This is a genomic window from Halopenitus salinus, assembly GCF_055397165.1.
Genome location: NZ_AP043852.1, coordinates 103,837 through 130,291, shown reverse-complemented (window position 1 = coordinate 130,291; position 26,455 = coordinate 103,837). Strand labels below are relative to the sequence as shown.

Sequence of the window (26,455 nt, the reverse complement as noted above, 5' to 3'; positions counted from 1 at the left end):
ATCGTGCCAGACGACTGTCTAGAGCTGGTTGATCAGATTGTCCAGTACAAGCAGTGTGGCGTCAGTATGGAGGAACCGGTTCTGGTTCCCACATTGAGAGTCCATTATACAAGCGGGACAACCACTCGTTCCGTTACAGTTACACTGACTAACTCGCTCGTGAGTCCGTTCAGCGATCGTCGCTGTTTGCTCAAAGATTCGTTTGCTAAAGCCGAGCCCTCCTTCGACGGCGTCGTGGATAAACCACGTTGGAACGCCCGTCTCCGGGTGTGCGATAGTACTCAAGCCGCCAAGATCGGATTTGTCCATCCGTAGTTCGAGAGGTGTGAGCTTGATCATTCCGTGTTCGGCGCCGTGGAGGCCACCACCAAAGACCTCCATTATGTCGCCGTCCGTCAGCGTCGAAGAATCTTCACCCGTTATTTCGCGAAGGACGTCATCCTGTAGCGACGGTGGAGTTTCGATCCACATCAACTGTGTATTGAGTTCGATCGGCGGAAGGCCCGTAGGTCGTAACGGTTGGGTCGCTGAGCCAGAATTGATGTCCTTCCGACGAAAATGGGTATAATGGATTTCGACGGTACCCGTTCCCCAAGAGAGCTGGTATCCGTTCCCGAGATCTCGGGTTGCCTCGGGATCGATATCACGGACGGTCTTTTCGGAGATCGTCTCGGTATACTCGTTTGTCCGAACCTTTTCGACGGTGATGTAGGGGTTTGGAACGTCTTCGACGAAGTCAACGACCTCGTACTGGATCCCGTTGTGGAGAAAGAGCGCGCCTTCGTGATGGTCTCGATATGCTCGTTCACGGTCGATCGGCTCCATATCGATGTCCCGATCCTGACAGCGGACGTCAAACTGGATATCTGAGGACGTATACATCGAAATGTCGGACTGCGGTCGCGGAGAGCCGGTATAGCGAACGCTTCGCGACAGATCACCCGCGAGTTTCCCGGCATCGATCCACATCTCGACAGCACGATCGAGGCGATCTCCATCGAACCACTCCCGATCGGCGACCGTCAGCGGGTGTTCTTGTGCAGCGCACAGGATATGCTGTGCGTAGACAGGGTTGTTCTCGAGCCCGATGACGGCATCCTCGATCGCATCGCCGAGAACGTACGTAGGATCATCGAGAATGTACTGGTCGATCGCGTCTGCCCGAGCAACGAACACCGAGAGGGCATCAGAATCGCCACGGCCGGATCGTCCGATCTGCTGCCAGAACGACTGTCGAGTACCCGGATATCCCGTGAGTATCGTTGCATCCATCGAACCGATGTCGATCCCAAGCTCGAGGGCGTTCGTCGACGTGACGCCGTCAAGTTGCTCGCTCTTGAACTGGTATTCGGTTCCACGACGTGTCTCCTTACCCAGACCGGCGTGGTACGGTTCGACGCTTAGATAGCCGGATTTTGGGTGAGAACTCGCCGCGTTACCGGCGTATTTCGCTCCGAGCTCCGCGTTCTTCCGACTCCGAGTGAACATCAGCGTCTGGATGCCGTTGAGTCCAAGATGCGCAAGAACGGAACTCGCTTCGCGAACAGGATTCGTTTGCGCCTGTTGAAACTCCTCGAAGTCGGCATCAGGACCCAACATCCCGTCGTCGACGGGTGGCTTCCAGAACGCGATGTCACGCTTGCCTTGAGGCGAGCCGTCTTCATCAACGACGGTAAACGATTTTCCGGTCAGTCGCCGCGAGTGTTCAGAGGGATTCCCGATCGTTGCGGAGGTACAGACGATCTGCGGGTCACTGTCGTAGTGTTCCAGGATCCGTCGTAATCGGCGGATCGTCCACGCAACGTGCATCCCGTGGACGCCCGTGTACGTGTGGGATTCGTCGATCGCGAGAAGGTCACAGTTTGCCCAGAATGTGTGCCATCGCGTGTGGTGTGCCAAGTAGACGTTGACCCCGACGAAGTTCGTGATGATAACGTCGGCCGTTTCCCGAATCTGCTTTCGGCGATCCTGGGGAGTATCGCCGTCGTATACTCGAACGGAAATGTTCAATCCCAGCGTGCTGAAGAACTCGTTGAGTTCCTGTTCCTGATCTCGAGATAACGCCTTCGTCGGGTAGACGAGAAGTGCCGTCGAATCCGGATCCTCGAGATAGTTTCGAGCAATTTGAAGGGCATAGACGTAGGTTTTTCCCGATGACGTCGAGGTTGCGACACAGACGTCATCACCATCTGCTAAATGACGGAGGGCAGATTCCTGGTGGGTGTAGAGATCCCCCACAGACTCACTGACCGAAGCAGCGAGCCCAGCATCGAGTACTTCGTGCGGATCAACGTATGCACCGGCTTGTGCAGAAACGGATTCGGCGTGTTGTAACTGACCGTCGTACTGGGGAAACGTTCGTTCGAGTCCTCGAGCAGTAATTGGGGCGTACTCCGGTGGGTCTGGGTCTGGATCTGAGCTCATGGTTACCAATCAGTGAGACGTTGCTGTGTGGTTGTTTCCGTGGTATCGCGAGATGGTTCGTTGGTCGATACGATACGGTTACTCTTTGCGAGTGACTCATAGATCACAGCGAGCCCTCGGACGTCGTCTTCACAGTAGGACTTAAACCGATCCCAATCAGGCTCCGTCGACGGGGATCGATCCGCCATCCATTGTTGATACGTTCGGGCAACTGCAGCTCCAGTCAATCCGGTCTCGTCACGTTCGTACCCGAGAGCGGCGGCGACGTCTTCGAGTTTATTCGTGCGGCCAGGAAGGATCGCGTTCTGGTTCTCAACGGCCCACTGGTAGGGATCGAAGCGATAGGTACTGTTCCAGTCGTCCTCGTAGTGTGGACAATACTCGATGATGTGGTCGTGGATAACGCTGAAGTCGAACTTCCAGCCACGATACGCCACGAGAGGACGATGGCTCGCGTTTGCCGTGTACCACGCCAGGAAGTCCTCGAGAGCCTGTCCTGGTTCGTCGGGGTTCATCTGAATGAATGACAGGTATCGGCCGTCCGCAGCTGTGCCATCCAGGACACCGATAAGCCACGTGATCGTCGGAGAGAGTCCATCCGTTTCGATGTCGATGTACACAGGATCTCCGTTCGGAAGCGGGTCGTCGGACTTGCGTACGATCTCGTCGTGAGCGATCGCCGTTGCGCTTTGTTGGATTCGGTCAGCGATCGTCTTCCCGAGTCCGGGAAACTCAGACAGTGAGCTCGAAGACGTATTGGCGATATCTTCGCGACTCGTGAAACCTGCTTCTCGGAGCTGTTGTGCGCGTTTGCCTCCGACCTGATCCAACGCTCGAAGTCCTAGTTGCGATCGGTTCACTGAACGCGTGAGCACACGTCCATCTTCTCGACAGTCAAGAGCGACGAGAGGAGTGCCCGCATATCCCGAATCGAACCCCCCACCAATGACGGTGAGGCCGTCCCACTCACGGCGATAGTCGGCTGGAAGGGACGCCGAGATGTGGACATAATCTCCCTCGAGCTGGCTCGTTTGAAGGGATGAGAGGTACGCTTCGCGACCGACGAGTGTGGTCGAGAGTGATGTCGCGTCCACATCCAGCTCGAGGAGTCCACTAAGGACGAACGATGGCTGATCGACGTCGAGGTCCCGGTGTTCACATTCACGAAGTTCGCGAAGGGACTGTTCGGTCGGTGCAAGGACGACCTGAACGCCATCGATACGACGTGGACCACTCGCTGGTGCGTTACTCGCAGGATGGTACAGGAGGGTTTCCGAACCAAGACGTCGGCGAAGACGACTTGCAGCACGCGGTGCCGGAGCATCTCCCGTTAAGAGGACGATCGACGGATCGTAGTAGGTGAGCCAGTCGTCCAGCAGTGATGACTCAGCCCGCTCGACGAACTGTGGAGATGCACACGCGATACGAGTAGTAGCAGGCGTCGACATTTCTGGAGAGAGAGTGTGTGTTCATCGGTACGGCGGCCACCGTCTTGAGTGTCTGGTTCCGTGAGCTGGTTTGAGTCGCCGTAGCCACAAAGAGACGACGTACCTCCGCTGTTTCCGATGGAGTGGTTTCCGGAGTGAACCGCCTCGGGGTCAATTGGTTCGAGAGAGCGAAGCTCTCTCGTCATCACGGAAATGGAAGATTTCCGAACGACCCCGAGGCACTCGGCCTGTTCCGCCTGTAGATATCGTGTGGAGGGATGACTGCTTCCTAGTATGTCTGGGGAGGTTTTTCGAGAATCTCGAAGATTTCGGTTGCTCGATACTCCTTGTTGCGTTCTCTTCCGGTGGTTTCCTCGAGCACGTCGTCATCGATCAGACTGTCGATCGCTCGATACGCAGTGGGGCCCGTCACGTCCAGCAGTTCCTGAACGAGTGCGGCTGTGACGTAGGGTTGTTCGAAAAGCGAGCACGCTAATCTGGCGTCAGCGCGTGCGTATCCACCATAGGTCTCCTCATACCGGGACTGAAGATTGCGTAGTTCACGTGATCGACGTAACGACTCCTCCGCTTGGTGGCGAATTCCCGTCACGAAAAACTCGATCCACGCTTCCCATTCGCCCTCGTATCTGACCGCCTCCAGTCGCTCGACGTAGGTATCCTTGAACCGGTTGAAGTACTCGCTCAGGTAGAGATTTGGTTGCTCGAGGTATCCGCCGGCGTACAACTGGAGTGTGATCAACAAGCGGCCGAGACGGCCATTGCCGTCTCCATATGGATGAATCGTCTCGAATTGGTAGTGCGTCAGTGCGATGTCGATGAGTGGGTGATAGGTCCCGCCGGTTCGGATGTACGTCAGCAACGCGTCCATATGGCCCTCCACCGTTCCAGGGACTGGCGGGACGAACTCACCGAGGTGATTTGGATGCCGTTTGAACTCCCCGATCGTTTCGGTCTCGCGTCTGTCCGCAGGGACGTTCGTGAGGAGCGTTTCGTGGAGTGAGTGAAGCAGCTCGAGCGAGATGTGCTCGCCGACGCCGATCCGTTCGATCCCCGCTTCGAGTGCATCCTCATAGTTGAGGACCTCTTGAACGTCCTTCGTGTCAGTGAGCTCCGTACCGTGTTGCCCTGTGGATGATGCACCAGACCGAGTCTCGTAACTATAGAGGGCGTTATAGTCGATATCGGCACCCTCGATTTCGGACGACTCCATCGCCTCCTTCCGCAGCAACGAGGTGTATAATACGGGCGCGAAATCCACCGTCAAGGAGAATCCACCGAGCTTCCCGAGCCAAAACGTTGCCTCGGACAACGTCTCATAGAACGCGGCGTCGAACGTGAGATCAGTTTTTGGAGGGAGTGGCTCCGGCTTGTAATACGGATTCGCACCATATGGGACGTGTTTCCCGGGAGCCGAATCAGGTAAATCCTCACCCACCATTGTTGTCTAGTGGATTTATTCCCTCCAGCCAATTAAAATTGAGGTATTGAATATACCTAATGGGTGAAGAGTCGCGTACTAGTATTATTCATACCCCTATTTTTTAATCAGTATATCAAAGACGGGTTTCAAACAGTGGGCGTGATCTATCGGCGCTGAACTTGCACCGTCGCCTGTTGGTACTATCCTCATCGGTGAGATGAAGCAGCGGAGCCAGCGGCCATTCTCCGTGCACGCTCGTGGAGGCGGCGCTCCTCAAACGCGGTGGCCTAATCACCGAGTTCCACGTACACGTCGTCGATTTGTTCTGAATCAAACTCGAGGACGTCCACGTCCGCCGGTGGGCCAGCGCCATATTCATCGCGATACACTTCAATTCGATCAGTGAGTTCCGATACGTGATCCTGTAACTCGTCGAGGGTGTTTTCCTGTGCGAGTGTATTCACTCGACGCCATCAGAAACCGGGCCGTGGTATTCCCACTCGAGACTGTCACCTCGTCGACGAACTGTGTACTTGTAGGGACCGTGGAGCTCCCCCTGTTGGCATTTGCAGCTATCTTTTCCGCAGGTTACCTTCTTGATCACGACTGTCCCATCACTCGATTCCTCAACGGCCTCGATCGATTCATCGTCGTCGACGTCGATATCGGTGGCGTCGACGTCTTGGCGGTATGCGAGAAGATCGTCGATCCACGCTTGGAGCTCGTGTAGGGTCTGACCGTCCTGTTTGGGAATACCCTCAGCGAAATACTTCGGAAGCGAATCAGGAGCAGGTGGTTGGTTCGGCATTATCTTACCAAACACTAGACGGACATAGACCATAAAAGTTTGGTAAGATTCGAGCCGCTGCCTCCCCCCGTCGTTTCCGAAGCAATCCCGGTCAATATCGGTACTGTAACCGATATACCGGCGATCAGAATGCTACGGACATAGTGGATAAACGCAAGCAATCTACACACCGCTATTTCCGAAGCTAACCCGCAAGAGACGAGTCCCACTCCACCATTTCCGGAGCTTCGTATGAGCTGCACGAACACGATCGGATGAGATGCCAACGAACGCGTTGAATCTCAATAAAAATCGAGAGAATTGGAGGAATACACGCTGGAGAGATCGAGTGTTATTGGACCGAGGAGACGTTCCATTCGCAGTTAATCGAATCAATGTGGACTAATCATATCCACGTTTTGGACGGACAACCCTCCACCATTTCCTAAGCTTTCTCCATACGGTAAAGACAAAGACCCTCACTCCACTGTTTCCTAAGCTATCGTTGAGGGAAAGAGGGAGAGGACGAAGGAATCAGCAAGCCTCGCCGGATCACTCACGTACCTTCTCAAACAAAAGAAAATAAAATAGATATATTGTATTAGTATCACTTTCTTATTATGGTACTGCGGAAACTGTTCCTAGTATAGTGTCTTAATTCTTTCCCATATATTCGTTCGTTCTTATTGTGGTGACACGTGGTTTAGTCATTGCTTCGGAAACAGTGGAGTGAGTGTGTTATAAAAAGGAGCCGAGCTTCGGAACCGTTGGTGGTGTGTATATTTATAAACTCCCGAGCTTAGGACGCTTCGGAAACTAAGGAAGCAGTGGTTTTATTATCTCCTGGTGTGAGGCCGTTTTCCATGGGGATGTTTCAGCGAGATCGTCAAGTGTTTGCGGATGCTGAACCCCTCGACGATTCCTACGAACCTGAGGACATCCGTGAACGTGATGACGAGCTCGAGAAGTACCAACGCGCCCTCCAACCAATCATCGACAACCGCCCGACGTCGAACATTTTTCTGTACGGTAAGACGGGGACGGGAAAGACCGTCGCGACGAAGTTTATGCTGTCACACTTGGAGAATGACGCCGTTGAGTACGACGACGTCGATCTCTCGACCGTCTGGATCAGTTGTGAGAACCTTTCGTCGTCGTATCAGGTCGCCGTCGCCCTCGTCAATGAATTGCGTGAGAGTAAGGAGAAGGATCGAATCAGCACTACTGGCTATTCACAACAACGCGTATTCGATATTCTGTACGAGGAACTCGACGAATTCGGTGGTACCGTCGTGATCGTCCTCGACGAGATCGACAATATCGGTCACTCCGACGATATCCTCTACGGACTTCCACGAGCGCGATCGAACGGCTACGTCGACGATGTCCGACCGGTGATCGTCGGTATTAGCAACGACTTCCAGTTCCGGGAAAACCTATCACCGAAGGTGAAGGACACGTTGGCGGAAAAGGAGATCCTCTTTCCGCCGTATGACGCGAATCAACTTCGATCGATCCTTGAACCGCGTGCGGAGAAAGCGTTCCGTGATGATGTCCTTAATGAGGGAGTCGTCCCGTTGTGTGCGGCGATCGCCGCCCAGGACACAGGGTCGGCTCGGCAGGCAATTCGACTCCTTCGCGAAGCCGGCGAGCTCGCTCAAGCAACCGATTCCGAGAATGTGACCGTCGATCTGGTCCATGACGCACAAAACGAGCTCGAAAAGAATCAACTCTATGAGGGAATGCAGGAACTCACGACTCAGGGGCATGCCGTTCTTTGCGCGCTCGCCTACCACCAAGCGACGGGTGAGGTTCCCGTTCGCTCTCGAGATCTCTATCAGCGATACGTGAAAATTTGCGATCGACTCGACGCCGATAGCGTGAGTGAACGCCGTGTTCGGGATCACCTCTCCGATATGAACATGCTCGGTCTCATCAGCGTCTATGAACGGAACGAGGGGCTCTCTGCCGGCCGATACCACGAGTACGAACTCGACGTCCCGCTGAAGGCCGTTCTCGAGGTACTCCTCTCGACGAATCGGTTCGAAGATCTCGCGACCATCATCCAATCGACGGCCGACGATAACAACCTCTTACAGTCCGATATCTCCGACTATTGAGCCTTCTCTGGGTTTCGATGCCCCGCTTTAGATTTTGAATGAGGTCGATTTTTCAGGCTCGAAAAGCTCCGGAAACGGTGGAGGGGGTTCGGTCGACCCTGATAGCTTCGGAAATAGTGGGGTAGGGTCGGTTTTGAAACTCTGAGCAAACTGGGGTAGATTATCCAGTTCGTATAATATTTTTGACTATTCCCGGATTATTGGTCACCTCCAGATGTACGAGGTGCTCGACGACACGGCGGCACAGACTATCCTCGCCATCGAGAGTGGCGACTCTATCCGCCGTATCCCCAACACCTCCACACACCGTATGAGACGGTGAGACAGGCCGTCAACCGCCTCGAAGACGCAGGCTATGTCCCCAATGACGACGGCCTCACTGTCGTCGACGAGCACGTACGCGACGCAGCCCACGAGTTCGTCACTGCCCATTATAATATTCTCAAATATGATAGTCTAGAATATGATTATTCAGAATATTTTTATTCTAGAGTCACTAACTCGTCGCCATGGTAGATTTCGTGAATCGGTCGGAGGAACTGGATCGATTCGACGATCTCTTCGACTCGGGGAGCGCAGACCTCGCGGTCGTGTACGGGCGGCGACGGCTGGGGAAAACGAGACTCGTAAAGAAGGCGCTTGAGAGACAGGAGAACGCCGCATTCTATCAGGCCCGACAGAAGACGCGGGAGCTCCAACTGGAACAGTTCATCGAGGCCGCAGCCGAGACGTTTCCCGGCATTGAGGACATTCGACCTGACTGGGAGCGACTGTTCAGGTATCTGGCCGACCAAAATGCGATCGTCGTCCTCGACGAATTCCCATACCTGATCGAACAGGACGAGAGTCTCCCGTCAGTGTTACAGGCGTTGTTCGACCACGAGTTCGACGAGTCGGAGACGACCTTCGTTCTGGTCGGATCGTCGATCAGCATGATGGAGGAGGCAACGCTGCTCGGGGATAGTCCACTATATGGGCGATCGTCCCTCACACTCGACATCCGTGAACTCTCGTTTGACGCCGCGACGGAGTTTCTACCGGACGATACGACGGCAGACGAGGCCGTTCGCGCGTGGAGTGTGTTCGGTGGAGTTCCCTACTACCTCGAGGAACTCGAGGCCGACCGATCACTTGGCGAGAATATCCAGCAGACGGTGCTGACTCGTCACGGATCACTCCGTAATGAGCCGGAGTATGTACTCCGCATGGAGCTGACAGAACCGACTCGCTACTTCTCGATCCTCGAAGCGATCGCCGGCGGGGCGACCGGCCGCAACGAGATCGCTGGCGTGACCGGTATCGACTACAACCAGCTATCGATGTATTTAGACCGTCTCTCGCGGCTTCGGCTCATCGAACGACACGTACCAGTGACTGAGAAACCCGAACGATCCAAGCGAAGTCAGTACCGGCTTCGGGATCGGCTGTTTCGGTTCTGGTTTCGGTTTCTGTACGGGAGTTCGGACCGCTATGACCAGTTCGGTGAGGAGGCCTACGATCGACTCGTCGAACCGGAAATAGCTGACTTCGTCGCTCCCGCGTTCGAGCAACTGTGTTGTGAGGCCCTATGGACACTGTACGATGAGACGCCGATCGTCGATGTTGGACAGTGGTGGTATCAGGACCACGAGATCGACGTCGTTGGACTCACCGACGAGGAAACGCTCGTCGTCGGCGAGTGCAAGTATCAGGAATCGCCACTCGACTACAGCGCACTAGGCTCACTGGAGACGCATGTCGAGGAACTCCGGTGGCAGCCGTCAGGCGGTGGCACGCGAACCGTCGAATACGCGTTGTTCTCCCGGAGCGGGTTTACGAATAGCGTCCGCGAAGCCGCTGCCGGGCGTGACGATGTACGTCTCTATACGATCGACGACGTCGTCGCCGCGCTCAGTAGGTAGTGCACCTGTAGCACCCGATGTTCCGGAAGGCCTCGGTGCGAGCGCGACTATGCGGTCGGGGACGGACTCAGGACGAGTCGTCTTACCAAACATTGGCATTAGTGATCGTGAATTGTTTGGTAAGGTCCCCGGTATCCATTCGTTTGTGTGAGCGGTCCGTGCCTGGCCATCAACATAACTCGATCCGATCGAGCAAAGCTTCGGAACCGACGGAGTGGTACATCCAGATAGACGTCGACGCCAGGTGAATTCTTAACTTGGAGTATACCGCTTCGAGAAGCATATGTCAGCTATTCAGACGCACGAACTTTATGGACTGAAGATTGGGGCTGAACCCAGAGACAAACCGTCGCCAGTATTGTGGACGGACTCGCAGCCGACTGTCGAGGTCACCTTTTCAAATAACTCCGATGTGCAGTGGCGAGAAGATACGGCAGTTCACTTTTGGATCGAGATCGACGACGACGTGGTCTGGTCGCAGAACGTGGAAATGGGCATGGAGCTTGCGCCTGGCGAAACGACCACCGTGACCGTTGAAACCGGGCCGTTGACCTATGAAGGCCACGCAGTCCTCGGATTCTCTATTTCATCCGGTATTAATATAAATAGCGAGCCGCGATCACTCGAACCAGGTGATTCTACATACACACTACACCCTACAAGCGCGTTCAGCGTTTGGGATCGCTCGCACTATGTATCGACGGTGAAACGTCCGAAGCAGTTTCAGAAAGGGATCATCTTCACGTCAATCGTGCTGATCCTCTTCGCAGGCGTCCAGCTGTGGTTCGCGTATTTCATGTCGGGATGACGGACGCATTCACTTTGAACGAGGAGTCGGAGCACATTTTGCAAACGAGATATTTCTTTTCAGCACTCACCGAGAGAATGAGCCTAAAGACCCTGCGGGCGGACTGACAACCGAGAGTGATACCAGTTCAAGGAAATGTAGCCGTGAGGGATACCACGCATGTATCGGTCACGAGCAACCCCATATTACAGCAGAGACACATAGGTACTTGAACGAATACTTATTTTTGAGGGTGTGTTGAGATTCTCTTATGAGAAAAGATGGCACAACGACGCAATTTGAGAATGTTAGTTACACCCGTGCAGTTGCACTTCAAGAGGTGGGAATCTGGTGGGTAGAAGACGTATATGAAGCGGATTTAGAGGATTTGATGGCTGCAGAAGGAGTTGGAGAAAAGACAGCTAAGAAAATGAAAGCACAGGCTGATCGCGCATTTAGAGATAATTGACTGGGTTGTCTCTCTATGATTCGTCCTAGTTGGTCTTGTTGAGTCCCTGTTTCCCTCTTGGTTTTTCAAAATCACCCGCCGTGTGATCGCACCATCTCCCGAATCTCCGTTTTACTGAGGGGATTAATCTCGCGACGGTCGCCATCGTCAGTGTAGAAAACTTCCGCAGTGACCGTTCGATCCGGATACTGGTCGGCGACGACGTGGTAGTAGATACTGAGCTGTTTCTCGTATTCGTCTTCCGCGTCGGTCGTGAGATCCGTTTTGTAGTCGATGATCTCGACGGACTCGGTCGTCACATGCAGCAAGTCGATGATCCCGCCGATCGTCACCGTTTCGTCGTCGATGGGAAGCGGGAGGAACGCGTCGATCTCGGGTATCGTTTCACCGTCGAGTGAGTCGATCAATGCCTTCACGTGCTCCTTGTCAGTATTATCGGCTTCGACTGTCTCACCGAGAACATATCGTTCTGCGAATTCGTGGACTTCCGACCCGTAGTCCATCCCCCGACCACCGGTGTTCCCCTCGAAGACGTCGTCATCGATGAAGGTATGTGGCGAGTAGTGTGCTGGCCCATCCGGCACCGGAACGTCGATCCTGTACGGCGAGTGGTCGTCGTCTTCCGGATCGAACGCAGACAGATCGGGTTCGACGTCCTCGGCAGTAACGGGAAGCCCCTCGAGGAACGAATTCGGATCGGCGCCGCCGGTCAAGACAAGGTGGCTCTCAGCGCGCGTCACCGCCACGTAGAGGAGTCGTCGTTCCTCGTCGTAGTTCTGGGGGAGACAGCGGTTGAGCACGTCTGTCCTCCAGTTGTCGTAGACGTGCGGGACGCCGTGTGCGTCATCCGAGTACACCTTTCGCTGTCGGAGGCCGATCGGATCGGAGTACGCGATATCGTTCCCACCGCCGCCGGAAGACGGGAACTTGTTCGCGTTCATGTTCGCGAGAATGACGATCGGGTATTCGAGCCCCTTCGTCGCGTGGATCGTCTGGACGGTCACCGCGTTCGTCCCCGCTCCGGCGTCGACGTCATGTGTGCTGCCGTCCGCGATGGCCTCCTCGATGAACCGGATCAGCTCTCCCCGGGTGAACGTCGTCATTCCGTGAACCGATTGGACGGTGTCGAGAACGACGTCTGCGGTCGGACCGCTTCGCCCGTATCGATCGAACACGCGCCGGGCCACACCCCCGAACGTCTCCAGCTCACGGAGATCCTCTCGGAAGGTGACCATCGGCTCGGGATACGCCTCGCGGTCGATGATCGCGTTTGCCTCGTCGATCGTGTAGCCAGCCTCCTCGAGGACGAGTGCCCAGCCCCGGTCGGCGTCACGTTCGAGGATGCGCAGCCACGCTAACAGCAGCTTTGCAGGGTCGGTCCGGAAGACCTCGATCCCACCCTCGTAGGCCATCGGGAGCCCGTATTTGCTCGCCGTATCGAGCAGGTCTCGGCCGAAATCACGGGTCCGCGTTAAAACCGCGATGTCACCGTACTCCGGTGCCCGGTACTGTCCATCATCGCCCTCGACGGCGTAGGCGTCGTTGTCGACGATCGTGTCGATCTTCGCGAGGATCGCCTCGTGTTCATCCTCGCTCGTGAGCGCCTCGATGTGGCTGTGGTCTCGGTCCGTGTTGGCGTTGAGTGGGGTGATCTGTTCGGAGATCGTCTCCACATCAAGTGACTCGCTCTTCGTTGCAGGCGTCGTCAGCGCGTGTGTCGAGAAGTCCAGAATGGACTGCGTCGACCGGTAGTTCCGCGTCAATTGCTTGCCGTCGACCGGGGTCGTGGGGAAGGTAACTCGATCCGCATCCCGGTTCAACTCCTGGGCAAATCGTTGGAGCCGATCGTCGAACTCGCGGATGTTGTCGACGTCGGCGTACTGGAAGCTGTAGATGCTCTGTTTCCAGTCACCGACCACACAGACGTTGTTCGTACCGGCCAGAAGGAGTGTGAGCTTGAACTGGATCGCACTAGAGTCCTGGAATTCGTCGACCATCACGTATTCGTAGTCCAGACGCTCCCGGAGGTCGTGATCTTCACACAGGAGCACGAACGCGAACAGCTGCAGGAATCCGAAGTTCAGGTAGTTACGCCGGAGCGCGAACTCAAGGTAGGAATGATAGACGTCGTGAACGAACTGTTTGAGTGCTGTTCGGTCGTCCTCGAAAACTTGGTGGGCGACGTCTGCCGGGATCTGCTTGCCGTCTCCACGAATCTCCCATTTTTCAGGAGCCTCCGGAAGGTAGGTCTTGTCCGTGCCGTAGCGGTAGAGCTTCGAACGGAGCTTCGATTGCTTGCTCCCATCGTTCCGAGGTTCGTTTCGCTCGGCAAACAGCGTCTCGAACGCCTCGAAGTCCCCATCCAGGTGTGACTCACCGTCGCGGTACCAGCCAGTTGCTTCGGGGAACACGCCCTTTGCGGCGAGTTCCTTGATCAAATCGAGCAGCTCCGTCGCCTCCGAAAGTGCCGTGAAGAACTCGTCATACTCCGGGTGGTTGTCGGTGAACTGGCCGATGAACTCGCGAAACAGCGCCTGTTCGATGATGTCGTCTTCGATGATGCGCGTGGATCCGGTGATCGTCTCGTCGATCCCGAGATACGTCGGCGCGTTATGCCCGTGCTCGTCGAGGATATCGTGGGCCAGCGAGTGGAACGTCTGGATCGGCGCGTTCGCGAGCTCGCGCATTCCGTACTCGCTGTGGCGAACGATCCGTTCGCGCATCTCCTCGGCCGCATTGTTCGTGAACGTTACCAACAGGACGTCCGACGGGTCGATCCCGTGTTGGTCGACGATGTTCGCGTACCGCCGGGTAACGGTGAAGGTCTTCCCGGTGCCGGCACCCGCGTCGACGAGGTACAGTCCGTCGATCGCCTCGATGAGGTCGCGTTGCTCCGGGTTCGGCTCGACGCCGCTCATTGCTCACCCTCCAAGAGCAGGTCTCGGTTATCTACACGACGGTAGTTCGGCTCGCCGGCGAGCCCCTCGATGGGGAACTCTTCGTCGCCGACACGGCGCCGGTTGAGCTCTGTCAGGCGTTCGTCGACGAACTCCTCGAATGCGTCTAGATCACTTTTGAAGAACGCTTCCTCTTGCAGCCCGGCGATCTTTCGCATGACCTGCTTGCTCCCCGTCTTCACGTACTGGAACTCGCCAATCTCCGATTCGAGCCGCGAAATCATTGTCTCTCCGAACTCCGATTCGATCAGTTCGTCACTGTCCGTCGTCTCGACGAGTGGTGCGGCGTCGAAGAGGGCGGCGTACGTTTGATAGTCGATCTTCGAGAGGATCTTCTGGCACTTTTGTGCTCCCTCTTCGCGGAGATATTCGAAGAACTCCGCACGTTGAACGTGCGCTGTGGGTGATTCGGGGTAGTATGTCACCGTGGTAAGCGCGTCGTCAAGGTCTGCATCGCCGGCGATCACGTCGTCGACGAGTTCGGTGACGTAGAAGAACGTAAACGATAGCCGTTCATCCGGCGTTTGTGACCGCCAGTAGGTGAGATAGAATAGCGCTTGGAAGTCTGGTTTGTCCGTCGGCGCCGCGAGTGCGGCGTTTTTGACGATCGAGGTGGCGCTGTTCTCGCTGCCGCTCTTGTAGTCGAGGAGTGCCGTCGGCGACTCTACGAGATCGATCATTCCGTTGATGCTCAGTTCCTCGTCGGTGAACCGGCGTTCGGTCACGGGAGAATCGACGTCTCGCCCGAAGTGGGTGGCGATGGTGTTGTCGCCCCCGCTTGACGGTGTGAGAAACGCCCCATCTGTCGGGGGGTTGGTATCGAGATACGAGACGATCGTTTCGAGGCTCGCACGGTATTTGGTGCGGCGAGTCCGTTCGTCGACGGAGCGAACCAGCGGGCGGACCTTGTCGAGCATTAGATCGACGATTTCCGTGAGTGTCTCCTCGTCAACGACGTCCGGATGGTTCACGTAGAACTCCGCGAAGTCGTGAAGCAAGCTTCCCTCCGTGAGATACGCCTTCTCCGGCCCGTCGACGACCCGGCTGAAGTAGTAATCCCGCGGTGAGTTCACGTAGGTGTTGAGACTCGACTGGCTGATCGTTTCGACGGGTTCTGGAGACACGTTAACCGGTTCTTTCCCGAACCCATCACCGGCTTGTGCTGGGGGTCGATTCTGATGGCTTGTTGCAGGCAGATCGGAGAACCGATCGTAGTCTGCCTCGAGGAGCTCTTCGAAGTACAGACACGGCGTGACGGGCGATCCGCCGGTCGCGTCTTGGACGAGATAGTGTTGCTGATTTCCGCTCTGTAACAGCAGTTGGAAGCTCTTGAGGTTCCGCGTGAACTGTGCGTCCTGATCGACCCATGGGCGACGTGGTGCCGAGTGCGTCCACCGGTCGTCGAGGCCTAGGTAGAAGACGACTTCACGACCCACGTACGACGCCGATTTCGCGTCGGCGAGCAGTACGCCCTCGTTCTCTCGATCGACCGGTACTTCGTAGGTCTGGAGGTAGAACGACAACTCGTCGACTCGCGATTCAGTGACGAATTCGTCGGCGATTTCGAGCGTCTTGAGCTCCTCACGGAAGGCATCGAGCGTGTCGCCGAAGCGGCGTTCAAACTCCGAGAGAGCGTTCGCGAACGTGTACTCCTGGATATCGTGTGAGTAGTCGATCAGCCACGAGAGTTCTCCATCGTCGAGTTCGTGCAGTCGCTTGTCTGCGTCACGGTCGTCGACGTCGCAATCAAAGGCCGTCAACAGTGACCGGATCTCGCTCACTCGGGTATCCGTCCCGCGGTGGGCGGTCCGAAGGAGATGGAGGAACAATCGGTGGTCGCTGCGATCGGTAAAGCCTGGTCCGCCGAAAAACGGGATGTCGGCCGCTTCGAGCGCGGACTCAATGAGCGGCGAGTACTCGCTTTCCTGATCGAGGACGATCCCCACGTTTTCGGCGTTCGCTTCGGAGACGGCATCGACGACCGTCTCCACGATCGCCGTTGGCGAGTCATGGATGCGGAACGGCGGGAGATCGAACGTCGCGTTAGTGAAGAGGTCGACCGTATCGTACCCGGCCGGTAGATACGCTCGTTCGAGTTGGGTGAGCATTTCGGGTTCGACGACGACCACGTCGAGATCCGGATCGATCGTCTCGGTCGTGAGCTTCATCGACGCCGTCTCGAGTTCCGCGATACGCTCGACGGCTCGTTCGGTGGCGTCGTCGACGTAGGCGTCGTACTCAAAGATCGCGTCGTGTGACCCGTGGTGTTCCCAACACTGGAGGATGTTCCCAACCGCGTACGCACAGCGTTTCCACGAAATGTCCTCGTTGCCGATCATGCCGAGGAATGCGAGGCGATCCTCGGACTCCTGGCGTCGACCGGCTGCGAGCCGGCGTGGCGGGATCGCGAACGGACCGAGATGCGGGCGATCGAGATGGCGGTTGAGGGCACTCGCAAGCGGACCGTCGGGCGTAATGACGAGGTCGTACTCCGCGACGTCGTCGTAGAGTTTGCTTGGAGACTTTGCGCGGGGAAATGGCACATTCGGAGGAGTCGGTGGTGTCAGATAAATCTTCGTCAGAAGATTTTGAGAACCGGCCTACTCAACGAGTCTCCATAGCCAGCTGACACGCCCGCTGTTCCCACCGGGCGTGTCTTGGCCGGTGAGATGCGTTGAAGCCATCGAACACTTCCTACCAAGATATCGGTCTCGCTTCACTCTTGGCGAGGCTGACAGCTTAGGAGGGACTTACCGAGAGCGGCCAAAATAAATCAGAGAGGTCTGAGAACTCAGTCGACGGTCGCTAGCACCCGGACATCTGTTTCCGAGTGTCGTTCACGCTGAGTTCGAGCGCCCCGTTCTTCCAGGAAGTCCTCGATTTCATCTGCCAGCGTATCGGCGTCCTCTCTATCGACGTGTACGATCAGCGTTGGCTGGTCTGGATCGTTGTTGTCGATGACAAGCGATACGTCTTTGAATTCATTTGGCTGTCTGTACGCCTCGAATTCCTCAGCGAGCTTATCCCCAAGGTCATCAAGCTTATCCACTGGATTGGCTGTCATAGGAGGTATTCAACCCCAGAGAAGCCCTTTGTAGTGATGCACCAAAACGTTCGAATCCTATAGTCTAAACGCTGTCACAATATATAATTGTAGTTAGATAGAATACCAGGGTTAATGCCAAGTTTCATCCTCGATTTAGAGATACTTTCGGAAAACGATTCACCAGATTTGGGAGAGATGGTGACGGACGTTCAGGTTCAATCTGGATTCATCGATGAGCTGAAAAGAACATTTACGAATAGATTAGATTCAGAGGAAGAGTTAACGACGAACTTCGAGCTCTCAAGGGTCTATCAGCAATCTTGGACAGAGGATGGAAACGAGGAAATAATAAAGGAGAATATTACATCACTGTCAAAACAGCTACATCCAGTACAAAAGGCCGAGAAGGGATTGTTATTCCACAGTACGGACTCCGAAGTACTCGTGGCACACTACCACGCTAGTGAGGGATGGGTAAAGGATTCAAACGAACTGATCAGCGGAGATCGTGTCGACAAAGATAGCGTCATCAGTATGTTCGCATTAGAGCCATCGGCTGATGGTGACGATTTAGCAGTTGACGCTGACTACTATACGAAGTCAACCACGTTCATGCAGATCTTCGGAGTCCTCTCAGACGATGTGCTTCGGGAGATTCCGGAACGAGAGGTATACATCAACGGAAATCCGCTCTACGACGAGAGGTATACTGTGACGTACTCTTTTGCACGAGACCAATGTTTGACCATGATCAAAGACAGTTCCTTATTGCTCAATTCGGATTCGAACTCGTTCTTAATTGAGAAATCACTCGAAGGCGAACCCCATATGCTGGAATACGATTTTGAAGGAGGGTGGTTCGGACTAACACGGAGCGAAGATATCTCGAAATTCGAGCGCGATACCATCCAATTCAAGCACGGATGGCTGACAGCCAGCCGCATCTACCGGAACCTTGTCGGTAATGAGACAGCGTACACAGAACACAGCTCAAGGGTCGAGTTGTCCGAGTCCAATATACAGAAATTCGAAGGAGAAACCGACAACGGAGATGTGGTGTTCGCAAAACATAGCGATGAAGGAGTTATCAGTCAGGAGTTCGCGGATGATATTCTCCGTGCTGTTGTCGGTACTGAACACTATCGCCTCTACTTCGCGTCTCACCAAACAGTATCTGAAAGCAAGAATCTACGACTGGAATCCGAAGACCATTCCCTTGTTTTCTCGAATATCAAGGCCGACTCAATCGAAGAGGTGGATGCAGTACTTCAGGTGTTGTATGACCAAGCTTCTGACGAGGACCTTCCGAGAAGCAGGAGATACCTGACCGCCGCTGGACTCTTGGCAGGTGTCAGTTATACATCGGATGACACTGCATCAGACTCACTGTCAGGTATAGTAAGGCAGAGCTCCTTCAGGGGCATCGAGGGTTTCATCCAAGACCAGCTTGACTCGGGTGGGACAGCCGAAGCCTTTAGAGGGTCGTTAAATGCTCTCTTCGATGATGTGGGTACGGAGACCAGTACTGCTGACTTGGTGGATGGCGAATTTGATTACGATAGTTTCAGTCGGTTGGTGGAGATGATCGACGAAGCCGGCGAAGGGCTTGGATTGTCTGCTGGTGATCTTAGCGAACTTGACGAGGAAGGATACCGGAGTGTCATCACTGTTGGACTGGATCAACGAATCGACGGTAATCTCACTCGTGAGGCAGAAACCGGACGAGGACCCTCTGATATTCGCCTACGGAATGATGAAGGGGAAGTCATCTACATTGGCGAATGTAAGTACTGGAATGAGAGCAATTCTGGCGTAAAATCGAATCTCGAAAAACCTCTCGAACAACTGGCGACATACGACCAGGGTGAGACATTCAATTCCATCATTATCTTCTTTGAGTCAGATGATTTCCAAGAAATCGACATCCGAAGGGTGTGGGAGAAGATAGATGAAAGGTTGGAGGAACTCGAGGGAGACTTCGAATTGGAGGATGATATGAACGATACCCCGTATTCACGCATCTATCGCCGACCTGATGGAGGAGTAGATGATCGATTCCTCTCTATCCACGTGATCGATGTCAGCGCCCAACAACATCATCAGGTGAGTGCTGAAACCGTTAGCTAACTGTTTCAGTCTCGCACCGTCTCCGATAGCGCGGAGATTTGCTTCGAGAGCAGTGTTTGGCATCTATTGGTTCATCTGGGAAGTCCATGCTTACAAAACTACCCAGCTACTGTGGCTGCTTTGTTGACTTCTCTCGGTTATCGAGGAATTGATCACACCACGTCGGAAGGGAATCCATCGGTCCATTTTCAGCCACAGTCCCATCGCCTGCAATCCGGCTAAACACGCCGTCCCGTCCCCACGCACACACTACTGGCTCCTGGTCTTGATCGGGTCGAGTCACGATTCGCAGCTGGAGCCGCGACGGCTCCTCACTCACATCCTGCAGTACTGTGAGGAGCGCCCCGAGAAGGGGATGACCTGGCGCAAGATGCTGAACCGATGGGAACTCGTCAGCACACACAGCCGAGAACGTCACCGCCACTTCATCAGCAGCAGTCGCAATAGCCTGTGCAATCGTCTGTTCCCCATCCCTGTCTGGAACCTCAATCGGTGCGTCACCTACTGAGAGGCGATATGTACTGTCCGCAAAGTCGAAGTCTCCGTCATCGTACTCGAAGTCAATCTCGTGAATCGTGGTGAATTCGACACCGGCCTCGGCAAGCGCGTCGTTATCGACCAACACTGACTGGAGGCTTGGTGTCTCGAACGGAGGTTGATACTCGTATTCCTCCTCGCCGACGTCGACGAGATCCGGGTGACTGTAGGACTGCCACGCATCGAGTTTTGCTTCGTCGACGACGTCCTGAGCGACGAGATCGTCGACGTCCTCGAGTGACTCTCCGACATCGACGCGGTCGCCCTGATCGCGTTCTTCGAGTTCTTCAGAGAACTCGCGGTCAGCTGATTCGACCGCAGACTTGTCGTCAGCGCTGTCCACGTTCAAGGTCGCATCCCGAATCTGTTGGCTGACGCCGGAGAGTATGGGTTGCATCTCACCGACGACGTTTTCGAAGAGGCCAATCCGGTCGTCAAGGCGATCATAGATGTCCGTCTCAACCGTATCCTCGTAGCTGTAGTTGAGAATGCGAATCTCGTCGAATCGTTGGCCGATACGGTCAATCCGACCGATACGCTGTTCAACCCGCATCGGATTCCACGGCAGGTCGTAGTTGATGAGCGCCCCACACTCTTGGAGGTTTAGCCCCTCACTCGCGGAGTCGGTACAGACGAGGATATCGACCTGCCCATCATCACGTGAGAATTCACGCTTCACGCGCTCTTTCCCGACGTGTTCCCACGTTTCAGAATCGGGGTCGTACAGCTCGCCGCCACGACCGGAGTACGTCGCGATTGTTGCTCCAAGAAGGTCCGCGAGACTGTCCCGGATGAAGTCCATTGTGTCCGCGTACTGCGTGAAGACAATCACCCGGTTGTGACCAGCCCGGTCCAGCTCGTCGAGGTCGTTGTACAGCTGCTGAATCTTCGGGTCTGTATCAACCAAGTCTAAGTCGTTGACGAACGCTTCCAGGGCCTCGATTTCTTCCTCGATAAGCTGTTTCCCCTCTTCAGTCACGCTCGGGATGAGTTCAGAGAGGTCCAGGTCGTCGCTACTAGCATCGAGTTCATCCAGAACGTCCCCGTCGTCGAGGTCTGCGTTTTGTAGCGTTTCGAGGACGACCTGCTCCGCATCACCATAGTCCCGATCACGAGCGCGTTCCCGTCCGGCAAGCACGGTTCGTTGCGCCCGAAGTGTCTCAAGCCGGTGTTTCAGGCTCTGACTGATCGCATACACACTCGACGTGAGTCGCTGTCGGTACGTGGTCATCACGAACCCGATGGCGCGTGTTTGGGCTTCGTCAGTCTGTTGGGCTCGCTTGTAGAACTCACGTGTGTACTCGTCGATCTGGTCGTAGACCGCCCGTGTCTCCTCGGTAAGTTCGATTTTCCGTTGTTCGGGATTCCGGTTCGGAACGGTCGTATCGAGGAGTCCGACCGCCTCGTACTTTCGGAGTGTATCCCGTGTATTCCGGTGGATGAGCGCGTCGACGGGCGTGGACTCCGCGAGAACATCGCGGATGACTCGCCAACCGCCCGGGGAAAGTTCGTCAAGTGCGTCCTGTCGGTCGCTACGGGACGCCATCAACCACTCGTCGGCGTCTTCAGGATAGAGGAGCCGTTTGAGTTTCGTATCCTCGCTCGCCTCGAAGCGGTCGATGTCATAATCTGCCATCGCCTCGTCGACATGGTCGAGGTAGCCGTCGTAGGCGTCTCCATAAGCTCGTGCGAGCCGGCACGCGGTCAGCACACGCTCTTTGGCAATGGCACGGTCCTGTCTGTCCTCATTGATCTCGAGTTCGTCTGCAAGGTGCTGGAAGACTTTTGAGGAGAACGGTCGGTCCGTCGGGATCCGGTCTTGGTGTTCCAGTCCATCGAGCGTGGCTTGCGTGTCCCAGGAAGCCTCCGCTTCGTCGGACTCTGAACTCGGGTTGTCGAGAACCTCGTTGAGGGCCTGCGACAGCCCGTCTCGAGTTTCGAAGAATTCCATGAAGGTATCCCGGTTATCCCAACCACCCGGAAGATCCAGCAACTGCATCAAATCGTAGAGTTCGCCAGAGTGCAATTGCATCGGGGTAGCCGTCAAGAGGTAGTAGGCGTGCGTATAATCGCGAAGCTGTTCGAGAAGAGCGTAGAAATTACTGCCACGCCGAGCGTTGTGCGCCTCGTCGACGATGACGGCGTCCCACACGCCCATCCGGTCTTCCGTATCATGGTCGCGTCCGCGACAGCTTGCCGGGATAACGTTCCGAGACCGGTCGGATATCCGGTCTAAGGGGGCGACCTGATCCCAGCGGTCGTCGAGACGAGCCGTATGCCAGGACATAATGACGACCGTCGGTCCATCCAGCGGCGACGATGCATCGGCATCAGTCGACTGTTGTTCGTAGAGGAACCGCCAGATGGGGCTGTCCGCCCATTCGCGCTCCCCGGTTAGGTCGAGGTCCGTTGCCGATGGTGGATAGTGGTCGCGACCGCGGACGTCCCGGAATACGTGATCGCCCGCTGTGTCCCGGTCAAACCGGACGGCGTTGATGTTGAACTTCTCCCAGAGCTCTTCCTGCCACTGCCGCTGCAGACTCGCAGGAACCAGCAACAACCCGGTTTCCAGCTCGCCGGTGAGTCCGAGCCGGGAGAGTGTAAGACCGGCCTCGATCGTCTTCCCGAGTCCCACCTCGTCACACAGCAAGAAGCTCTGTGGATACGTATTGACGAGTGTGTCCGAGACAACCCGTTGATGCGGCCACGGCGTGATCGTGCTCGCTTCCTCGGCCAGTGCGAGCCCACCGGGCGAGAGCGGTCCATCCTGAATGATGTTCGCTTTGTCGCGCTCCGTCGGCGGAGCTGTACCGTTCGCGATCTGAATCGCTTCCTGGAGATCGCTCTCGGTGTCTGGGGCTTTCCAGTCGATGATGTCCTCTTCGATCGCCTCGGGGAGGTCATACACTTCGACGAAGGGGTGTTCATCACTCCACAGTCGCTCGAAGGTCTCCTCGTCGCCGGCGACGTAGTCCGCCTGTTCAGGAACCCACGACCGATGAACTTTGAACCGCTCATAGTTGCGAGCCCAGCCGCCGACCGTCTCGTTGACGCTGCCCTCGAACGAAATCGTGTTTCCGTCGCTATCGTGGAAGAGTCCAACTTTTGGATGGAAGATCTCCCAGTCGTGAGAGGGAGAGCGTGGATAGGCGACCTTGATGTGGATCCGGCCCTCGCGGAGGAGACGCGCGAGAATACGGAGATTCGCATCTAGGCGTTCGTCATCGAGGTCCTCGAGGTTTTCCTCAAGGCGGTCGGTGAGCGTCTCTAGAACCGGACGGTCTGACTCGTAGAGTTCGGTGCCAACGATGAGACGCATTTCACCATCGTTCTCGACGAGGGCGTGAATGCCGTTGGCAGCAGCCGCGAGTGCCGTACTGGAGAAGTAGCCCGCAATCCGATCGTATTGCTGACTGCGTTCCAGTGCGGGCTCGTAGAAGTCCTTGACGAGATGGGCGCGTCCCTGCTCGGGTTTGCTCTCGTAGATGGACTGCCACTCGCGGTCAAGTAGATTAGTCATACTAGAGGAGTTCCGAGTTAGGCGTGGTCACCGAGTTCGGTCTGTTCGGCCCTGTCTTCTGAGACGTTAGTGAAATCAGTGGGGGTGAATTCGAGACCAAGTGCGTCGTGGGTCCGACCTAAGGCGAGGTCGCGAGCGGCTTCCCATTCCGAACTCCTCTGGGGAAGAACTTGCAGGAGAGCTTTCAGTGTTGCCTTGAAGCCTGCGTCTGTGTCGAAGTTGCGTTCTTTGAGCCAATCGATCGCGACATCCTCGCCCTGTTTCTCGTAGACGTGCATAGCGGCGTGAGCCGCATCGAGGGCGATCGTGTAGGACAGTGCTTCAGGATCGACGGGCGTCCGGTTAGATCTCTCTTCGGGGGGCAATGTGATATCTTGGACGCGGTCCTCATGAGTTTTCAGCTGAATGTCGCCACGTTTCTTCCCCCAAATTTTCGTAGAGCGTTTGATTTCGTCGATATCGACGCCCACGCCGAGGCCCAGTTGGTGACCGTCATCGTAGTGGAAGGTGTCGGATTCGTGAACCAGCCAAGAGAGGATATACCACTCAGTAATGTCGTCCAAGTCTCCGAGTCCTTCACCCTCAAGATACTCCTCAACAAGGACCCGCGTCACTGCTTCACGGGCTTCTTCGAGAGCGCGACGGGGTGGAACCTCGTTATCTTGGTCATCAACAACTGGATAGGCGTCAGCGTAGACTTTCAAAGTTGGTCCGAATGCAGAGATAATCACGTCCGTTTTTGTAAGTGAAAGACCCGAATTAAGGAGTTCGCGGGCAGCATCCTTAGCAACGTCTCGTGTATCTGTACGAACATCACTCCAAAGGGTCGGGGTCGAGTCCGTCTCGTGCTGATTAGCATCAACGGGTTTGCGGCCCGTGAGGAGTAACGTGCTGTCGGCTGACCCGCCACCTCGGGTATCGGTCCTCTGTGGCATTTCACTCGTGATGGGATGTGTCGAAGTTACAGTAAACCCAGATCTAATGAGTGATTTGGTGAGAGTATCCCACGCGCTGGACTCCTTATGCGTGAACATGACGGTCATTACTCCACCAGGCTCAAGCACTCTGTAGAGTTCCTGAAAAATCTCTGCCATTTTATCTTCATAATCTTCAGAGGCGAACTCCTTTTTGGACTTTAAGCTATCTGCGACTTCCTCGTACTCAGCGACATTCGCCACAGCCTCGTCATCCTTATCTGAGAGTTCACCGGTGAACATCTCGGGGAAAGTGTCCCCAAGGTATTCTTTCAACCAAACGTAACAAATGTCCGAAAGTTCGGAATAGATAATGCTGTCGTAGTACGGCGGGTCAATAACAACCGCCTGGACGGTGTCAGATTCAATATTCAAGTCGGCTGCGTCGCCGACTAGAACCTCCGATTCGGGATCTTCGATATCTTGAAGATATGAGACAAGCTCCTCGTAGGAGTCGCGGACACGATTGAAGTTATCTTCCCATGATTGATTTCCTGCACACAGGTTGTTATCAACGAACGACCATTGGAGTGTGAAGTGCTTCCCGCCAAGAGCATTTGCGGGGTATCCTTTTCCAGTGTCGAGTGGTGCAAACCGTGTATTTCGATCAATAGCCTTACTGGATACAAGAGAGAGAATCGTGAGGATAGCTTCTGCCTCCTTCCCTGAGTGGCTTTCGCGGATTTCGTCTTCTACTTCCTCAAAAGCTCGAAGATACTCATAATGAGTGACGAGTTGGCGATCAATAAACGCATCTCGCCATTTACTGACTCCGTACGGGCCAGCTCGATCCTCATCGCCGATGTACCGATCTTGAGTGAGAATTGTATTCAGTCGGAAGTCAGATTCCGTACGCTCAGAGGCTTTTTCACAGGCTTTGTAATCTTCCTTGGTCGGGGCCCGCCATCCAGAACCATCGTTGACATACTTGACACCGTAGATTGTCGTGTCATACTCGCCATTCTTAAACGCTGTACGGATATCATCTGACTCCATCACGACAGGACAATTCAGACATTCTGCGCCACTTCGGGAATGAGGGCCATTCTGAGGGTTGAACTCGTTTTTCGATACCTCATCAGGTAGCCGTACACAGTCGTACTCGACACTTTTCGTTTCTTCATTCAGACGCGGGCGGGCAGCAACGCCGCTTGTCGACGACTGTTTCTGAAGCCACCACTTCTTCACTAATGGTATTTCGAATCCACAGTCAGGGCAAGTGACGATATATGTACAAGCATAATGGGATGGACTACGGCGGTCGTTCTCACTAGGGAAGTACTCTTCAAGCCGCTCTGAACCGAGCTCATCAACTTTGTCACTCCACCGGTTCAATTCGCTCTGCAGAGAACCCACCTTCGGCGCGTACTCATTCATAACCTTGAGCATTAGCGACGGGATGGGATTCAATTCGTTTGCAATCGTTGGGAGATCGTACCGGAGTGCTTCAAATGGAATCACACCGCCACCAGCTGTTGGATCTAGAACGGTAGGTAGTTCTCCGTCCCATTGACGCCGAAGAAGTTGGTGAATTTCATTTCGTTCGTTCTCACTCGGTGACTGAGTGAATGGACGGGGGTAATCGTAGTGGTCTTCTAGTGTTCCATCCCGTTCATCCTCATTACTCTTCTTTCGTGCGACGTATTCTACAATACTCTCACCGTCTGTTCCTTGAGATGGGCCAATCTGCATCCACCGAAGCATATCGTCAGCATCAACCCTCGAAGGTAGGACAGAAGCTAGGACGGCAAGTCGGGAGGCGGGAGTTGGTCGCCGCGCAAACCAAGGATGAAGATACCGGTGAGGCGGCATATGTTGGGGGTTAGCCTCTTTTAGATTCTCGATTCCAACTGCCTTGAGCGGGAGATTCCCCTCAATAGCAAGCTGATCTAATTCGGATTGCCCATCGATATCAGGGTTATTTTGAGTCATGGAAAA

General features: G+C 55.1%; 14 protein-coding genes and 2 pseudogenes. 6 read left to right on the top strand and 10 right to left on the bottom strand.

From position 1 onward, the window contains the following. Nucleotides 1-18: 18 nt before the first annotated feature. From ACZ5YD_RS00540 to ACZ5YD_RS00520, 5 genes and pseudogenes are all read right to left on the bottom strand, one after another. Nucleotides 19-2,424, bottom strand: a complete 2,406-nt coding sequence (locus tag ACZ5YD_RS00540; RefSeq protein WP_379739400.1) for a DEAD/DEAH box helicase — start codon at nt 2,422-2,424, stop codon at nt 19-21. A 2-nt stretch (nt 2,425-2,426) separates the two neighbouring features. Then, the gene (locus ACZ5YD_RS00535) at nt 2,427-3,518 is read right to left on the bottom strand and encodes a ribonuclease H-like domain-containing protein (protein ID WP_379739403.1); all 1,092 of its coding nucleotides are present in this window, start codon (nt 3,516-3,518) and stop codon (nt 2,427-2,429) included. A 622-nt stretch (nt 3,519-4,140) separates the two neighbouring features. Beyond that, entirely contained in the window at nt 4,141-5,310 is a 1,170-nt protein-coding gene (locus ACZ5YD_RS00530; protein WP_379739406.1) for a Fic family protein, read from the bottom strand. A gap of 188 nt (nt 5,311-5,498) precedes the next feature. Beyond that, nucleotides 5,499-5,765, bottom strand: a pseudogene (locus tag ACZ5YD_RS00525) (ubiquitin family protein); the annotation flags it as partial. Continuing rightward, nucleotides 5,753-6,100 carry a DUF6788 family protein gene (locus ACZ5YD_RS00520; RefSeq protein WP_379739409.1) on the bottom strand — a complete coding sequence of 116 codons (348 nt, stop codon included), beginning with the start codon at nt 6,098-6,100 and terminating at the stop codon, nt 5,753-5,755. The pseudogene ACZ5YD_RS00525 and the gene ACZ5YD_RS00520, both read right to left, overlap by 13 nt. 842 nt (nt 6,101-6,942) lie before the next feature. Between ACZ5YD_RS00520 and ACZ5YD_RS00515 the strand changes: the two genes are divergently transcribed. The 5 genes and pseudogenes from ACZ5YD_RS00515 to ACZ5YD_RS00495 all read left to right on the top strand — a co-directional run bounded on the left by ACZ5YD_RS00515 (nt 6,943) and on the right by ACZ5YD_RS00495 (nt 11,356). Then, nucleotides 6,943-8,199: an orc1/cdc6 family replication initiation protein gene (locus ACZ5YD_RS00515; protein WP_379739412.1), complete on the top strand. Its 1,257-nt coding sequence runs from the start codon at nt 6,943-6,945 to the stop codon at nt 8,197-8,199. Nucleotides 8,200-8,413: 214 nt separating this feature from the next. Further along, a pseudogene (locus ACZ5YD_RS00510) lies at nt 8,414-8,628 on the top strand (helix-turn-helix domain-containing protein); the annotation flags it as partial. A gap of 80 nt (nt 8,629-8,708) precedes the next feature. After that, the gene (locus ACZ5YD_RS00505) at nt 8,709-10,100 is read left to right on the top strand and encodes an ATP-binding protein (RefSeq protein ID WP_379739415.1); all 1,392 of its coding nucleotides are present in this window, start codon (nt 8,709-8,711) and stop codon (nt 10,098-10,100) included. A 283-nt stretch (nt 10,101-10,383) separates the two neighbouring features. Beyond that, nucleotides 10,384-10,908 carry a hypothetical protein gene (locus tag ACZ5YD_RS00500; RefSeq protein ID WP_379739418.1) on the top strand — a complete coding sequence of 175 codons (525 nt, stop codon included), beginning with the start codon at nt 10,384-10,386 and terminating at the stop codon, nt 10,906-10,908. Nucleotides 10,909-11,158: 250 nt separating this feature from the next. Then, nucleotides 11,159-11,356, top strand: coding sequence for a helix-hairpin-helix domain-containing protein (locus ACZ5YD_RS00495; protein ID WP_379739421.1), 198 nt, complete (start codon nt 11,159-11,161; stop codon nt 11,354-11,356). Nucleotides 11,357-11,427: 71 nt separating this feature from the next. On the opposite strand, the gene ACZ5YD_RS00490 is transcribed toward ACZ5YD_RS00495, so the two are convergent. The 3 genes from ACZ5YD_RS00490 to ACZ5YD_RS00480 form a co-directional block, all read right to left on the bottom strand. Beyond that, entirely contained in the window at nt 11,428-14,274 is a 2,847-nt protein-coding gene (locus ACZ5YD_RS00490) for a UvrD-helicase domain-containing protein (RefSeq protein ID WP_379739424.1), read from the bottom strand. Then, on the bottom strand, nt 14,271-16,856 hold the full coding sequence (locus ACZ5YD_RS00485; RefSeq protein WP_379739427.1) for a PD-(D/E)XK nuclease family protein: 2,586 nt from the start codon (nt 16,854-16,856) through the stop codon (nt 14,271-14,273). The genes ACZ5YD_RS00490 and ACZ5YD_RS00485 overlap by 4 nt, the downstream gene beginning before the upstream one ends. 248 nt (nt 16,857-17,104) lie before the next feature. Further along, a complete protein-coding gene (locus ACZ5YD_RS00480; RefSeq protein ID WP_379739430.1) occupies nt 17,105-17,377 on the bottom strand; it encodes a hypothetical protein in 273 nt (90 codons plus the stop codon). Nucleotides 17,378-17,491: 114 nt separating this feature from the next. On the opposite strand from ACZ5YD_RS00480, the gene ACZ5YD_RS00475 reads away from it, so the two are divergent. Further along, nucleotides 17,492-19,486, top strand: coding sequence for a hypothetical protein (locus tag ACZ5YD_RS00475; protein WP_379739433.1), 1,995 nt, complete (start codon nt 17,492-17,494; stop codon nt 19,484-19,486). 106 nt (nt 19,487-19,592) lie between these two features. Here the strand turns inward: ACZ5YD_RS00475 and ACZ5YD_RS00470 are convergent, their stop codons facing one another. Then, nucleotides 19,593-23,543 (bottom strand): helicase-related protein, encoded by a 3,951-nt coding sequence (locus ACZ5YD_RS00470; RefSeq protein ID WP_379739436.1) that lies wholly within the window; start codon nt 23,541-23,543, stop codon nt 19,593-19,595. 17 nt (nt 23,544-23,560) lie between these two features. Next, the gene (locus ACZ5YD_RS00465; protein ID WP_379739439.1) at nt 23,561-26,449 is read right to left on the bottom strand and encodes a DUF1156 domain-containing protein; all 2,889 of its coding nucleotides are present in this window, start codon (nt 26,447-26,449) and stop codon (nt 23,561-23,563) included. Nucleotides 26,450-26,455 lie beyond the last annotated feature (6 nt).